The organism is Sporosarcina sp. P32b (assembly GCF_002743335.1).
Classification (GTDB): domain Bacteria; phylum Bacillota; class Bacilli; order Bacillales_A; family Planococcaceae; genus Sporosarcina.
In genome coordinates this window covers 24,835-39,352 of sequence record NZ_PDZB01000010.1, presented here as the reverse complement: position 1 = coordinate 39,352, position 14,518 = coordinate 24,835, and the positions used below count along the sequence as shown (strand labels likewise).

Below are 14,518 nucleotides of genomic sequence, written 5' to 3'. Positions count from 1 at the left end.
TGAATTCCCGGGAAGGGGATGCATAATGGAACAACTGATTATTTTGGGTATCATGTTGGCGCTGGGATCGTTATTCGGTAAGAAGAAAGATAAAGATCAACAGAATCAGCAAAAACAACAACCGAAACGTCCGCCCAGCCAGCAATGGCCTGCCCAACCCACTCAAAGTGAAATGAAACAAAGAGAACCTCAGCGCACGAATGCAGCGCCTGTAGAGAAGCCGCGTTCGTTGAAGGAATTATCGAGAAATCTTTTTGAGGATATTCAAAAAGAATTCCAGGATCTCCAGCAAGAGGGGAAAGAACCTGAACAACCTGTCAAGGCACAGGCGCCTCAGTCTGAAGTCTTCTATGCAGAGCCGAAGAAACCGGTTAAGCCCGTTTCTACGCCACGTCCGGAGCGCCAAATGGGCAGAGGCAGGCTTCGTGGGGAGGAACAGTCCATTTTGCAAGAAGATGAAAAAATCTTGCAGGAAGACTTGATTCCAAGAACTCCTCAGCAAATCATGCAAGGGATTGTCTATGCAGAAATTTTAGGTCCACCAAAATCAAAACGGTAATCATGCCGCCCCCTGTCTTTTCATAGGATGAGACAGGGGGTTTTTTCATGAAAAAATTATTCGCACTTCATCCATCCATTATTCTAGATGAATTCAACTCATTGCGGATTACTGGCAACTATCGCTTGCTCGCATTAAGCGAACAATCCGTATCTTTTCAAACGAATGACTATGTCATGACTGTTAAAGGAGAAGATGTAACGGTTCTAATGCTGACTGAACAACACGCCCATATATCGATTGATGAACTACAGGAAGTGACGGTGCGTTTTACGCCTGAAGATGGAAATAGTTATGAGTCCTAAACGATTTGAAGTACAGGTGAAAGATGTTCGTAACGGTTCTGTTTTTCTAAGCAGATTACAGAGAGAGCATGTCAAGATCAGCAGCTTGTATGTCTCTGGAAGTGCTATGTTTTTTGAAACAGACACAAAGGGAATTAAAGTTATCCGCCGTTACAGAAGAAAATACCGTGTGAAAGTACAAATCAGGCGTAGAGGCATGGACACTGTTCAGCATCGACTATTCGCATCTTTGTTATTTTTAATCGTCTGTTTCATTCCACTAGTGGCTTCGCTGTTTCTGTGGAACATCACAGTGGAAAGTGATATTCCAGAAATTACGCAACGAATGGAAACAAAGATGCAGAAAGCACAAATTACTGCGCCCTCTTTATTATCCAAATTACCGGAAGAGGATGAAATTCGTCGGCTACTTATGCAAGATGAACCTTCTCTTTCCTGGATCCGGTTCTCAAAGACAGGTACTTCGTTAAAAGTTTCACCGATGCTTGCGCCATTGTCGACCGAAGTGGAGGAAGAAGCGAAAGAGAAGCCATCTCATCTAGTAGCGAAAACTGGGGGAGTGATCACACGCTTTGCATTAACCAGAGGGGAAAGAGCGAGTATTATTCATCAAACGGTAAAGAAAGGTGATATGCTAGCAACGGGTATTCTTGAACAAGGTGAAAAAACGACAGTGGTAGGAGCGGATGGAGAAGTATTTGCTGATTATTGGTTAGAATGTCATTTTGAATTACCGCGGACAATTAGTTATTCGATTCAGGGAGAAGAAAATCTCCATATCAGTTGGCAAAAGCCGTGGATAGGTAACCAGAAAAAAAATATGGGTTTTAGAAATCCTATTATTATGGATAGAACGAAAGAAAATCACATTCAGGAAGTGTTTTTGAAAAAAGGAATGGAAGAGACCATCATCTTGCCACTGATTAAGTATGATTTATTGTCAAAGAAAACAAATGAGCGCATAATTAAAGAAGAAAACATTTTACATGTATCCTTCACTAATGATAAAGTGAGTGGGACTATACTATTTTTACTTAATGAAAATATTGCTGAAAAACGACCTATAACTCAAGGAGACTGAAAACATTGAGCGAACATTTACTTCAACTTCATATTGAAGAACCGAACGAAGCGATAATGCTTCTTGGCATTTCCGATCAGAACATGAATTTGATCGAAGAAGAATTGAAAGTTTCAATCCACACTAGAGGAGAAAATATCTCAATCAGTGGAGCAGAAGAACAAGCAGAGGTAGCGAAAACTTTGCTCGAGCAGTTACTGAAAGTTATACGTAAAGGCATTAATATCAATTTACGCGATGTAGCAACGGCGATTGAAATGGCGAAAAACGGCACGATTGAATATTTTTCTTCTTTATACGAAGAGGAAATCGCACGCAATACAAAAGGGAAAGTTATTCGTGCAAAGACAATCGGACAAAGAGAATACGTCCAGGCAATTCGTTCAAGAGATTTAGTATTTTGTATCGGACCTGCCGGTACAGGAAAGACGTATCTCGCTGTCGTGATGGCGGTGCAGGCAATGAAAACAGGTTCAGTAAAGCGAATTGTGTTAACTCGACCTGCTGTTGAAGCTGGAGAGAGCTTAGGGTTCCTTCCAGGCGACTTGAAAGAAAAAGTTGACCCTTACCTTCGACCTCTTTACGACGCGCTACACGACGTGCTAGGAGCCGAACATACAGAGCGTCTTATGGAGCGTGGCGTCATCGAAATTGCACCACTTGCGTATATGCGCGGTAGAACGCTTGATGATGCATTCGTTATTTTGGATGAAGCTCAAAATACAACGAAAGCTCAGATGAAAATGTTTCTGACTCGTCTCGGTTTTGGATCGAAAATGGTCATCACAGGTGATAAAACGCAAATTGATTTACCTCGCGGTGTGGATTCCGGTCTAAATGTTGCGGAACACATTTTGAAGAACGTACAGGATATCCAATTCATGTATTTGGAACAAGGTGATGTAGTCCGACATCCGATAGTAGCGAAGATCATTGATGCATATGAGAAAGAGCAGTCAACTAATTAATTGACTGCTTTTTTTTGAATGAGGAATATACATAGTTAATCCATCATGTGAAGAACATTTGCTGAAAAGGAGGCAACTGCATGATAGCTTTAAAGGAACTATTTTCACAGCTAAGAAAAGTGAAATTTACATTTCTTTTGCTTCTTGTCGTCTCTCTTTCTAGTATCCTATTGTTTTTTCTGATGCATGGTAGTACGCAAAACGAAACGTACGAAATTTCGGCTTTTGAAATTTCGCCGAAAACCATACGATCTCCTAAAACAATAGAAGATATAGAGAAAACTGAACTTGAACGTGTACGGGCGGAACAGGCGGTACCTAATTCTTATCGTTTCTCAGAGGATATTATGAAAAACCGCCAAGCTATCCTCAGTTCAATCTTTACTGCTGTAAGTGATGTCAAAGTCGAAGCGAAAGAAGATCCTGACATGACTTCGGGTGATAAAATGAAGTTACTTCAAAAGAAGTTGGAAGGTCTTGAAAAAGAGCAGACGTTTTTACCTGTTACAGATGATCAACTTCAACAGTTACTTTCGGCTGAACAAGGTGATCTGAATAATTTGCATGAATTACTGACGCTTGTAGTGGGAAGAGAATTGTCGAAGCCGTTTAAAGCTGAGCAGGTGCCGATGCATCGCTATGAGGTGGAGCGCAGAATTCGGGAAACAAATACATTGCCAAGAGATTTGCTTGAAGTGGGACTATCACTCGGGCGAATGGCAGTAGTGGAAACGGAAGTAATCGATGAAGAATTGACTGTCAAAAATCAGACGGATGCGCGAGCTTCAGTTGAAGCAATCCGTATTTTACAAGGACAAGTCATCGTGCGTGAAGGACAGTTAATCGATCGTGATGTGTATCATCAACTGAAGCTTTCTGGGGTCCTCAATAATCAATCTTCATTTAAACCGACGCTCGGCATTATTCTGTTTATTTTGTTCGTATCCGGTCTGATTGCTATACACTTCGGCAAGTCCAAGAGAGATGAGACGTTCAAAAAGAAAGCACTTGTTATTTTCTATATCATTTTATTGTTAGCTGTCATATTAATGAAAATCGTCAGCTACATTGATCATGAGTTTGATGTCCTCATTGCATTTTTATTTCCGACGGCTCTTGTACCGATGCTGATAAAGTTATTGATCAATGAGCGATCAGCAGTACTGGCGACGATTATTACTTCTGCAACAGCTGGCATCATGTTGCAAGAAGGCTTAGCTGCCATCATGCAAATGGAAGTAGCGCTGTATATTTTATTCGGTGGGATTGTTAGTGTTTATTTACTGAGTGAACATGGAAGACGCTCAACCATTCTGCAGACGAGTCTTGGCGTTGCAGGATCGAACATTATGTTCATCATATTTTATTTATTAATGACACAGACTAGTTATACAACGCCAGAGTTGATTTTCTATGCCGTGGCGGCCATCTCATCAGGCTTGTTGTCTGGAGCTTTGACGATGGGATTATTGCCGTTCTTCGAGTCGAGTTTTCACTTACTTTCCAATATGCGTTTAGTGGAACTTTCGAACCCTAATCATCCGTTACTAAAGAAAATATTAGTGGAGACACCAGGTACTTATCATCACAGCATTATGGTTGCGAATCTAGCAGATGCGGCGTGTGAAACAATCGGAGCCAACGGATTACTAGCGCGTGTCGGTAGTTATTATCATGATATCGGGAAGACTATACATCCAGGTTTCTTTATTGAAAATCAACATAATGGCCGTAATCTGCATGATGCACTGACACCCGAGAAAAGTCGTGATATGATTATAGCCCACGCGGAAGACGGAGCGAAAATTCTGGAGAAACACCGTATGCCCAAAGAACTAATAGCCATTGCTAGACAACACCATGGAACGAGTAGCGTCAGATTCTTTTATCTGAAAGCGAAAGAAACGAATCCTGATGTGAATGAAGACGATTTCCGCTATCCTGGCCCGAAACCGCAAACGAAAGAAAATGCAGTGATCATGATTGCAGACAGTGTGGAAGCGGCTGTGCGTGCGATGAAAGAACCGACACCTGGAAAAATTGCTACACTCGTCAATGCGATTGTACGTGGGAAAGTAGAGGACAATCAATTTGATGAATGTGATTTGTCCTTAAAAGAAATAAAACTAGTGAAACAAGCAATTAATGAAACGTTAAATGGGATCTTCCATAATCGTATCGAATATCCCGATAAGTAAAGGAGTAGAGCTAATATGATAGACTTTTATTTCGAAGATGAAACTGAAATCGTGGAACCGAGTTCGGAGACATTGATCAAGGATTTGCTGACTCATGCGTCTATAATGGAGAAAATGGAAGGTTTGTATGAGTTGTCTATTACGTTTATGGATGATGAATCCATCCAAGCAGTGAATGCTGAGTACAGAGGCAAAGACCGTCCAACTGATGTTATTTCATTTGCGCTAGAAGAATTATCTGAAGGAGAAGTGGCGATTGTTCATGAAAGCGATATGCCAATTGTTCTAGGGGATATCGTTATTTCCATTGACACTGCAAAACGTCAGGCTATTGAATACAATCACTCATTTGAGCGGGAGCTCGGGTTTCTTGCATTGCACGGCTTCTTACATTTACTCGGATATGATCATCTCGATGAAGAAGAAGAACGCGAGATGTTCGGCAGACAGACAGAGATTTTAACTGCATTCGGTCTGGATCGGCAGTGAGTCTATGAAGAAGTTCTTGAAGTCATTCATCAATGCTTGGGAAGGTATTAAGGACGGCTTTAGGCAAGGTCGGAATATGAAGTCTCACGGTTTATCAGCGATCATCGTGTTGATTGCAGGCTGGCTCACCGGTCTTTCCCAAATAGAATGGATGATTATTTTTATCGTCATTGCAGGTGTGATCGCGCTCGAATTAATGAATACAGCAGTGGAATACGTTGTGGATCTTGTCACATCGGAATTTCACCCGCTTGCTAAAAAAGCAAAAGATATTGCAGCCGGATCAGTTTTCGTATTCGCCATAGCAAGTGCGATCATCGGCTGTGTAATTTTCTTTCCAAAATGGTTTGGATAATAAGATCAAATGAAGAGGTGGTAATTAAATGCAAGTAGACCAATTAATGAATGAAGCAAAGCAAGCAATGAAGAAGGCTTATGTACCCTATTCGAAATTTCCGGTAGGTGCTGCATTAGAAGCCGTAGACGGTACTATTTATCGTGGATGCAATATTGAAAACTCCGCGTATGGATTAACCAATTGCGCAGAGAGAACAGCTATTTTCAAAGCTGTATCTGAAGGTGTCACGTCGTTCAAGTCGATCACAGTAATTGGTGATACAGACGGCCCAATCGCGCCATGCGGTTCTTGCCGCCAAGTCATCGCGGAATTTTGTGCACCGGACATGCCTGTGTACTTGACGAACTTAAAAGGTCAAATACAAGAAACAACAGTAGACCAGCTATTGCCGGGTGCTTTTTCCAAGGAGGATTTAGATTATGCAGAAGAACAACTTTAAGTCAGGCTTTATTTCCATCATCGGACGTCCGAATGTGGGGAAATCTACATTCATCAACCGTATGGTCGGTCAAAAAATCGCGATTATGAGCGATAAGCCGCAAACAACACGAAACAAAGTGCAGGGAATCGTCACAACTGATTCATCTCAGATGATTTTCATTGATACACCGGGAGTCCACAAACCGAAACACCGTCTGGGCGACTTCATGTTGAAAGTGACACGCAGCACGTTAAGCGAAGTCGACGTCATCATGTTCATGGTCAATGCGGATGAGAAAATCGGTACAGGAGATCGTTTCATTATGGAATGGCTCGCTAAATCCGAGACACCTGTATTTTTAGTCATCAATAAAATAGACCTTGTGCATCCCGACACGTTATTTGAGATTATTACGTCGTATACAAACGAAATGAAGTTCACCGAAGTGATTCCTATTTCTGCACTGAACGGTAATAATATCGAACGTCTAGTGGAAGTGATTGAAAGTTATTTGAATGAAGGACCGCAGTTTTATGATGCGGAACAAGTGACGGATCACCCAGAGCGTTTCATCGTTTCTGAAATGATCCGTGAAAAAGTATTGCATACGACACGTGAAGAAATACCTCACTCCATTGCGGTAGCGATTGAAAGTATGGAGCAAGATCCTGAAACACATAAAATGCATATCCGCGCGACTATCATCGTAGAACGCGATTCGCAAAAAGGCATCGTCATCGGCAAAGGCGGCAAGTTGCTGAAGGAAGTCGGCGTGAAAGCGAGAAAAGACATCGAAATGCTACTTGGTGAGAAAGTCTATTTAGAGCTATGGGTGAAAGTCCAAAAAGATTGGCGTAACCGTCCAAGCCGTTTGAAAGAATTTGGATTTAACGAGGAAGACTACTAAGCTGTCTGTCCTGCTGAAGGGGAGAGCGCGTTGCTGAATAAGTTGGAAGGCTTTATTATCAAAAGTATCCCTTACGGAGAATCCAATAAAATCGTGACGATCTATACGAAAGAAGCGGGGAAGATCACGACGATGGCGAGAGGTGCGAAAAAACCTGCGAGTCGCTTAGCTGCTATTACACAAACCTTCACTCACGGCTATTTTCTTGTTCGTGCAAGTAGAGGCATGGGGTCGCTGGAGCAAGGTGAACTCATCAGCAGTGTACGTCACATTCGCTCTGATCTAGAGACAACGGCGTACGCTGGTTTGATTGTAGAATTGCTTGATCGCCTAACAGATTCGGAACAGCCGAATGCAAGCATATTTCGATTGCTTGATGAGTCATTTAACGCTATGGAAGAAGGTTATGATGCAGAAGCCATTTCGCTGTTCGTTCAGTGGAAGATGCTACCGGTTGCGGGCATTCATCCTATACTCCATGAGTGTGCAAGTTGCGGCGCTACGGAAGGCGAATTTGCTTTTTCTTTCCAACAGATAGGTTTTCTCTGTCATCGCTGCTTTCACGTGGATCCGTACATCATTCGTCTGTCGCCTACACAAATTAAATTGATCCGAATGTTTTACAATGTTCCGCTCGATCAGATTGGTAAGCTGACGTTGAAGAAACCAACGAAGACATTTATGGCAAAGCTTGTGTCAACGATTTATCAGGAGCAAACTGGGATTTTTCTGAAATCCAGGAAGTTCATTGAACAACTGGAACGTACACCTGAATTGCAAAAACCAAAAGAGCAAACTAAAGAAAGCCCAGAAGAAGATGGCTGATGCCAACTTCTTCTGGGCTTTTCTATAATTAAAATTGTAAGTGCTTTTGGATATATGCTGTAACGTCTGCAATTGGCATACGTTCTTGCTCCATGGAATCACGGTGACGAACAGTTACTTGTTGGTCTTCCAGTGAATCGAAGTCAAATGTAATACAGAATGGTGTTCCGATTTCATCTTGACGACGGTAACGACGACCGATGGATTGGGAATCATCATATTGTACTGGGAAGTGCTTTGAAAGCTCTGCATATACTTTCTGTGCATCATCCGCTAGTTTTTTAGATAATGGAAGTACAGCTGCTTTGATAGGCGCAAGTGCTGGGTGGAAACGAAGAACAGTACGTGTATCGCCGTCTTCAAGTTCTTCCGTATCGAATGCATCACACAAGAATGCCAACGTTACGCGGTCCGCACCAACGGAAGGTTCGATACAGTACGGTACGTATTTCTCATTCGTGATTGGATCTTGGTAGTGGAAGTCTTCGCCTGAATACTCCATATGACGCTTCAAATCGAAGTCCGTACGGTTCGCGATCCCCCATAGCTCTCCCCAACCAAATGGGAATTTGTATTCGATATCCACAGTTCCTTTAGAATAGTGGGATAGTTCATCTTCATTGTGCTCGCGAAGACGGATATTATCTTTCTTCAAACCAAGGTTCAATAGCAATCCTTCAGACTGGTCAATCCAGTACTTATACCATTGCTCATCTTCGCCAGGCTTACAGAAGAATTCAAGTTCCATTTGTTCGAATTCACGCGTACGGAATGTGAAGTTACCCGGTGTGATTTCATTACGGAAACTTTTCCCTACTTGTGCAATACCAAAAGGTACTTTCTTTCTCATAGAGCGTTGAACATTTTTGAAGTTCACGAAGATCCCTTGTGCCGTTTCCGGACGAAGGAAGATTTCGTTTGCTGATGAATCTGTTACACCTTGACTTGTTTTGAACATCAAGTTGAATTGACGGATTTCTGTATAATCCAATGCGCCACATGTTGGACATTTGATTTCATGTTCTTGAATCAAATCGAACATTTTATCAAACGGTAGGCCATCAACGACCATTTCGATTCCTTTTGCATCCAATGCTTCTTCAATTAATTTATCAGCACGGTGACGGGTATTACATTTTTTACAGTCGATCATCGGATCATTGAAGTTTCCAATATGACCGGATGCTTCCCAAACTTTCGGGTTCATCAGAATAGCGGAATCAAGACCTACGTTATAAGGTGATTCCTGAATGAATTTCTGCCACCAAGCGCGCTTGATGTTGTTTTTTAGTTCGACACCTAATGGACCGTAATCCCAAGTGTTCGCCAAACCACCATAAATATCAGATCCTGGGAATACAAATCCCCGTTGTTTTGAAAGATTGACTACTTGTTCCATAGATAACATTCTAAACGCCTCCAATTAAAATAAGCACACGTCTCCGGACATAAAATCATGTCCGGGGACGAGTGCATGATAACCCGCGGTTCCACCCCGATTGGTTTTTCAACCCACTTTCATAATGAACGTTTCAACTCCCGGCTGCCGTTTTCGTGTAAGTACAGGCTTTCACTATCCCTGTTCGCTCATAATATACACTACTTATTGACCGTTCTACGTTTACTTCATTCAAAATTAGTTTAGCATGCTTCTCCTTTCTTCGCAATAGCGAGCGTGTTGATATATAATTAGTAAGTAAATACAACTTTGAAGTCTGAAGGCGGTGACATGTTTGGAATTAAATACACGTCAGAATGAAATCCTCGACATCGTCAAAGGAAACGGTCCGATTACAGGAGAGCAAATTGCTGAACGTTTGCATTTGGCGCGCGCTACGATAAGGCCGGATCTAGCAATCTTGACGATGGCTGGGTTTTTAGATGCACGACCGCGTGTAGGTTATTTCTATTCTGGCAAGAAACCTATCAAATCCGTCGCGGATGGCATGGTGGACATGATTGTAGGCAATTATCAATCAAGACCAGTCGTCATCACTGAAAATCTATCTGTATATGACGCGATTTGCCAGCTGTTTTTAGAAGATGTAGGTACACTATTCGTAGTGGACCAGCAGTCATTATTGACAGGTGTTGTGTCACGTAAGGATTTGCTGAGAACGAGCATCGGAAGAACAGAATTAGAAAAGATACCCGTGCATGTCATTATGACAAGAATGCCGAATGTCACATATTGCAAAAAAGAAGATACACTCATTTCTGTTGCCAAAAAAATGATGGATAGCCAAATCGATTCATTACCTATCGTTCAAGAGCGTGAAAATGGACTTGAAGTAATGGGGCGGGTGACGAAAACAAATATTACTGCCGCTTTTCTTTCATTAGTGGAAGATCAAGATGTATAAGGAGTGACTGCATGACAAAATTCACATTATTCATTGTCTCGGATTCTGTCGGAGAAACTGCAGGTCTTGTGACGAAAGCAGCCGCAAGTCAGTTTCGTCATGATTTAGAGACCGTTTCGATAAAAAGGTTTTCCTATATAGAAGAGAATTCGCAATTAGAGGAAATTGTGTTCTTGGCAAAGCAACAGCAAGCACTGATTGTTTTTACATTGGTCAAAAGCCAAATGAGAGAGCAATTACTTCTACTTTGTGAAGAATTGAGTGTACCTTCCGTAGACTTACTCGGGCCAGTGATTGAGAAGATGGGAGACCAATTAAAACAACAACCATTTGAAGAACCTGGTCTTGTCAGGAAATTAGATGACGACTATTTTAAGAAAATTGAAGCAATCGAGTTTGCAGTTCGCTATGATGATGGAAGAGATACACGTGGCATATTGGAAGCGGACATGGTGTTAATAGGTGTTTCTCGAACTTCTAAAACACCGTTATCACAATTCCTTGCGAATAAAGGTTATAAAGTGGCCAACGTACCGCTCATGCCAGAAGTAGACCCACCGTCAGAACTTTTTTCCATTGATCCTGCAAAGTGCTTCGGCCTATGTATATCCGTTGAGCAATTGAATTCGATCCGGAAATCCCGCTTGGAGACATTAGGCTTGAAAGATGATGCAAACTATGCGAAAATAGCACGTATTCAACAAGAGATAGACTATTTCAATGAAATTACAACGCGTGTCGGTTGTGACGTCATTGATGTGACGAATCGTGCAGTAGAAGAGACAGCCAATACGATTCTTAAAGCATTTTTAGCAAGGAAGGCCAACTGAACGAACTAGTTGGGTCTTCTTTTTTCTGTGTGTCTCCACTCGGCTAAGATGTCATAAATGTGACAAAAATGCAGATACTGAAAATAATTATAGCGAAAATTGTCGATAAAGAAGGGTTTTTGTAAAACGTCTAGAATTTATGTATATAGAGTGGAAATGGTGATAGAATGACAAGAATATCTGACGATACAATTGAGGAAATTCGTTCAGGAACCGACATTGTTGATTTGATCAGCGAATATGTCCAATTAGCAAAAAGAGGTAAAAACTGGTTTGGACTTTGCCCATTCCATGAAGAAGGTAGTCCGTCTTTCTCTGTTTCCGAAGACAAGCAGCTGTTCCATTGTTTTGGTTGCGGCGCAAGCGGTAATGCCATCACGTTTATGATGGATATGGAAAACCGGTCATTCATCGACTCAATCGTCAAATTGGGCAGTCGAATGGGATTGGAGTTGGAAAGTTCCCAGACAGACAACCAATCGTCAAAATCCTCATCTAATCAAAAGATGCTGAAAGCCTATACACTGGCAGCTAACTTTTATAGCCATCTGCTCTTAAACACCATAGAAGGCGAAAAAGCATTAGAATATCTAGAAAAAAGAGGATTTACGCGTGACGAGATAGAACAGTATGAAATAGGATGGTCTCCCGTTCAGTCAGATGCCTTATCGGCACTACTAAAGAGACAAGGTTTTGATATGAAGGAAATGGAAACGGCAGGACTTTGTTTCCATAAAGAAGATGGCTCAGGTTATTTTGACCGTTTCAGGGGAAGGATCATGTTTCCGATTCAGGATGATAATGGTGCAACCATCGCATTCTCCGGCAGAAGGTTGGAGGATTCTTCTTCTGACGCTAAATATATCAATAGTCCGGAAACACCCGTCTTTGAAAAGAGTAAGGTTTTGTTTAATTTTCACCGTGCGCGTCTTAATGTTCGAAAAACGGGTAAAGTAGTACTATTCGAAGGTTTCATGGACACGATTGCAGCAGATCGTGGCGGAATAGGAAATACGGTGGCTGTTATGGGTACTGCATTATCCGCGCATCATATCGTGAAATTGAAGCGAATGGCAAAAAAGATAGTCATTTGCTGTGATGGTGACTCAGCTGGCTGGGGGGCTGCCAAACGATTTGCCGACCAACTAATGGATAGCGGAATGGATGTACTGGTTGCCACATTGCCTGATAAAATGGATCCTGATGACTATATCGGTCAACATGGTTCAGAAGTATTTTCAGAAAAGGTGCTTGATCCAGCGTTATCCTATATTTCTTTCGTAGCGGCCTACTATAGAAGAGATAAGAATTTATCCGTTGATCATGACATCAAGCAATACGTACACGAAGTATTTGACGAACTGGCTCACCGTTGTTCTCCTATCGAGAAAGATTTATTGATCCAGCAACTCCACAATGAAACACATGCTTCAAAAGAATCACTTGGTCAAGAATTCACCAAGTCGATTGCAAAAAAGGCGAAACAATCGCGAGATACAAGTCCTGATGAAAGCAGAACCGTACATGTTACGAAAGCTCCGGCGAATCGTGCAGAAACAGATCGTGCGGAACAATTACTTCTTGCGCACCTACTGATGGACGCAGATCTATTCGAGGAAAAACGACTGGAACTCCAAGATTTATTTGTAAGAGATGACGTCATTAAAATTTTCTTTAAGTTAGCAGCGTTTTATGAGCAATATGATTTGCCAAACTATCAGCGGTTTGCAGAAACGTTAGAAGACCGGCAACTGAAGAAAGTCGTCATGGAAGCCATCTTAACTGAACGTTCACAGGAGCATACCACACAAGAAGTAAATGACTGTATCCGTCATTTAAAAAGAAATCAAATTAAACGTCTAATTGATCAAAAAAGGCACGAATCTAATGAAGCAGAAAAAAGGAACGACCTACTTAAAGCAATGGAGTTGGCCTCGGAAGTAATCCAGCTTGTGAGATCGTTAAAGGTTCTGTAAGGAGGTATAGTCACTATGACAAAAGAAGAACAAACGGGAGAAGTAGAAATGACTCTTGAAGAAGCAAAAGCGGCTATTATTGAAGCAGGTAAAAAAACAGGTGAACTAACACTAGAGGATGTAACAGAAAAACTAGCATCCTTCGAAATGGAACCTGAACAATTTGAAGAATTTCTTGATCAGATCGAAGCGCAAGAGATCGAAATGGATAGAAAAGAAGAAGCTGATCCCAAAGCTGAAAAAGAAGAGCAATTTGATTTAAATGATTTAAGTGTACCACCTGGCGTCAGAATCAACGATCCGGTCCGTATGTATTTGAAAGAAATAGGACGAGTAGATTTATTGACAGGTAAAGAAGAGGTAGACTTGGCGATTCGGATTATTGATGGTTTGGCTGCTGAAGCCGAGCTTGAGGAAACAGGAAAAATGACTCCTAAAATAGATGCAACTATTATTCGTGGGGAGAATGCCAAAAAGAAATTGGCTGAAGCGAACTTGCGTTTAGTTGTCAGTATCGCAAAACGCTATGTCGGTCGCGGTATGTTATTCTTAGATTTGATTCAAGAAGGAAATATGGGCTTAATTAAAGCGGTTGAGAAATTTGACCATACGAAAGGCTTTAAATTCAGTACGTACGCAACTTGGTGGATCCGTCAGGCAATCACACGTGCAATTGCGGACCAGGCACGTACAATTCGTATTCCTGTGCATATGGTGGAGACGATCAATAAATTAATTCGTGTCCAGCGTCAATTGCTACAGGATTTAGGACGTGAGCCTTCTCCTGAAGAAATCGGAGAAGAAATGGATTTAACTCCGGAAAAAGTTCGTGAAATCTTGAAGATCGCCCAAGAGCCTGTATCGTTGGAAACGCCAATTGGTGAAGAAGATGACTCCCATTTAGGCGATTTCATCGAAGACTCGGAAGCGCAGTCTCCTTCAGACCATGCAGCATATGAATTGTTGAAGGAACAGCTTGAAGATGTTTTAGATACGTTAACAGATCGTGAAGAAAATGTATTGCGTTTACGTTTTGGTCTTGATGATGGTCGTACGCGTACGCTTGAAGAAGTAGGCAAAGTATTCGGTGTTACGCGTGAGCGTATTCGTCAGATCGAAGCAAAAGCTCTTAGAAAGTTACGCCACCCATCACGCAGCAAACGACTTAAGGATTTCTTAGAATAATAAGTGCATCGGCTTGATATAGCCGATGCTTTTTATTCTTTAGTAAAAAATAG

15 protein-coding genes are annotated in these 14,518 nt (G+C 41.7%); 14 read left to right on the top strand and 1 reads right to left on the bottom strand.

Features of this window, described 5'->3' with window-relative positions; translation table 11 throughout:
* Window positions 1-25: 25 nt before the first annotated feature.
* The 10 genes from CSV64_RS08775 (at window position 26) to recO (ending at window position 8,111) form a co-directional block, all read left to right on the top strand.
* Window positions 26-559: a hypothetical protein gene (locus CSV64_RS08775; protein WP_099634166.1), complete on the top strand. Its 534-nt coding sequence runs from the start codon at window positions 26-28 to the stop codon at window positions 557-559.
* A gap of 47 nt (window positions 560-606) precedes the next feature.
* Window positions 607-864 (top strand): YabP/YqfC family sporulation protein, encoded by a 258-nt coding sequence (locus CSV64_RS08770; RefSeq protein ID WP_099634165.1) that lies wholly within the window; start codon window positions 607-609, stop codon window positions 862-864.
* Window positions 854-1,945, top strand: coding sequence for a sporulation protein YqfD (locus tag CSV64_RS08765; RefSeq protein WP_158233021.1), 1,092 nt, complete (start codon window positions 854-856; stop codon window positions 1,943-1,945). Before CSV64_RS08770 ends, CSV64_RS08765 begins: the two co-directional genes overlap by 11 nt.
* A 5-nt stretch (window positions 1,946-1,950) precedes the next feature.
* The gene (locus tag CSV64_RS08760) at window positions 1,951-2,913 is read left to right on the top strand and encodes a PhoH family protein (RefSeq protein WP_199168474.1); all 963 of its coding nucleotides are present in this window, start codon (window positions 1,951-1,953) and stop codon (window positions 2,911-2,913) included.
* An 80-nt stretch (window positions 2,914-2,993) separates the two neighbouring features.
* Window positions 2,994-5,111, top strand: coding sequence for an HD family phosphohydrolase (locus CSV64_RS08755; RefSeq protein ID WP_099634163.1), 2,118 nt, complete (start codon window positions 2,994-2,996; stop codon window positions 5,109-5,111).
* Between the two features lie 15 nt (window positions 5,112-5,126).
* Window positions 5,127-5,600, top strand: a complete 474-nt coding sequence (ybeY, locus tag CSV64_RS08750) for an rRNA maturation RNase YbeY (RefSeq protein WP_099634162.1) — start codon at window positions 5,127-5,129, stop codon at window positions 5,598-5,600.
* 4 nt (window positions 5,601-5,604) lie between these two features.
* Window positions 5,605-5,955: a diacylglycerol kinase family protein gene (locus tag CSV64_RS08745; RefSeq protein ID WP_099634161.1), complete on the top strand. Its 351-nt coding sequence runs from the start codon at window positions 5,605-5,607 to the stop codon at window positions 5,953-5,955.
* Window positions 5,956-5,983: 28 nt separating this feature from the next.
* On the top strand, window positions 5,984-6,397 hold the full coding sequence (locus CSV64_RS08740; protein WP_099634160.1) for a cytidine deaminase: 414 nt from the start codon (window positions 5,984-5,986) through the stop codon (window positions 6,395-6,397).
* Window positions 6,378-7,286: a GTPase Era gene (gene era / locus CSV64_RS08735; protein WP_099634159.1), complete on the top strand. Its 909-nt coding sequence runs from the start codon at window positions 6,378-6,380 to the stop codon at window positions 7,284-7,286. The genes CSV64_RS08740 and era overlap by 20 nt, the downstream gene beginning before the upstream one ends.
* Before the next feature lie 30 nt (window positions 7,287-7,316).
* Window positions 7,317-8,111 (top strand): DNA repair protein RecO, encoded by a 795-nt coding sequence (recO, locus tag CSV64_RS08730; protein WP_099634158.1) that lies wholly within the window; start codon window positions 7,317-7,319, stop codon window positions 8,109-8,111.
* A 28-nt stretch (window positions 8,112-8,139) separates the two neighbouring features.
* On the opposite strand, the gene CSV64_RS08725 is transcribed toward recO, so the two are convergent.
* Window positions 8,140-9,519, bottom strand: a complete 1,380-nt coding sequence (locus CSV64_RS08725) for a glycine--tRNA ligase (protein WP_099634157.1) — start codon at window positions 9,517-9,519, stop codon at window positions 8,140-8,142.
* 316 nt (window positions 9,520-9,835) lie between these two features.
* Here CSV64_RS08725 and ccpN point away from each other — a divergent pair, with 316 nt between their 5' ends.
* The 4 genes from ccpN (at window position 9,836) to rpoD (ending at window position 14,465) form a co-directional block, all read left to right on the top strand.
* A complete protein-coding gene (ccpN, locus tag CSV64_RS08720) occupies window positions 9,836-10,474 on the top strand; it encodes a transcriptional regulator CcpN (protein WP_099634156.1) in 639 nt (212 codons plus the stop codon).
* A gap of 11 nt (window positions 10,475-10,485) precedes the next feature.
* A complete protein-coding gene (locus CSV64_RS08715) occupies window positions 10,486-11,304 on the top strand; it encodes a pyruvate, water dikinase regulatory protein (protein ID WP_099634155.1) in 819 nt (272 codons plus the stop codon).
* A gap of 167 nt (window positions 11,305-11,471) precedes the next feature.
* On the top strand, window positions 11,472-13,280 hold the full coding sequence (dnaG, locus tag CSV64_RS08710) for a DNA primase (RefSeq protein WP_099634154.1): 1,809 nt from the start codon (window positions 11,472-11,474) through the stop codon (window positions 13,278-13,280).
* A 15-nt stretch (window positions 13,281-13,295) separates the two neighbouring features.
* Window positions 13,296-14,465, top strand: a complete 1,170-nt coding sequence (gene rpoD / locus CSV64_RS08705) for an RNA polymerase sigma factor RpoD (protein ID WP_099634153.1) — start codon at window positions 13,296-13,298, stop codon at window positions 14,463-14,465.
* The last annotated feature ends 53 nt before the right edge of the window (window positions 14,466-14,518 follow it).

What these genes read in the sequence shown, in the direction of transcription:
- ybeY (WP_099634162.1), top strand. Translation starts at nt 5,127, where the DNA reads ATGATAGACTTTTATTTCGAAGATGAAACTGAAATCGTGGAACCGAGT.
- era (WP_099634159.1), top strand. Translation starts at nt 6,378, where the DNA reads ATGCAGAAGAACAACTTTAAGTCAGGCTTTATTTCCATCATCGGACGT.
- CSV64_RS08745 (WP_099634161.1), top strand. Translation starts at nt 5,605, where the DNA reads ATGAAGAAGTTCTTGAAGTCATTCATCAATGCTTGGGAAGGTATTAAG.
- rpoD (WP_099634153.1), top strand. Translation starts at nt 13,296, where the DNA reads ATGACAAAAGAAGAACAAACGGGAGAAGTAGAAATGACTCTTGAAGAA.
- dnaG (WP_099634154.1), top strand. Translation starts at nt 11,472, where the DNA reads ATGACAAGAATATCTGACGATACAATTGAGGAAATTCGTTCAGGAACC.
- CSV64_RS08740 (WP_099634160.1), top strand. Translation starts at nt 5,984, where the DNA reads ATGCAAGTAGACCAATTAATGAATGAAGCAAAGCAAGCAATGAAGAAG.
- CSV64_RS08755 (WP_099634163.1), top strand. Translation starts at nt 2,994, where the DNA reads ATGATAGCTTTAAAGGAACTATTTTCACAGCTAAGAAAAGTGAAATTT.
- CSV64_RS08775 (WP_099634166.1), top strand. Translation starts at nt 26, where the DNA reads ATGGAACAACTGATTATTTTGGGTATCATGTTGGCGCTGGGATCGTTA.
- CSV64_RS08765 (WP_158233021.1), top strand. Translation starts at nt 854, where the DNA reads ATGAGTCCTAAACGATTTGAAGTACAGGTGAAAGATGTTCGTAACGGT.
- CSV64_RS08770 (WP_099634165.1), top strand. Translation starts at nt 607, where the DNA reads ATGAAAAAATTATTCGCACTTCATCCATCCATTATTCTAGATGAATTC.
- CSV64_RS08725 (WP_099634157.1), bottom strand. Translation starts at nt 9,519, where the DNA reads ATGTTATCTATGGAACAAGTAGTCAATCTTTCAAAACAACGGGGATTT.
- CSV64_RS08715 (WP_099634155.1), top strand. Translation starts at nt 10,486, where the DNA reads ATGACAAAATTCACATTATTCATTGTCTCGGATTCTGTCGGAGAAACT.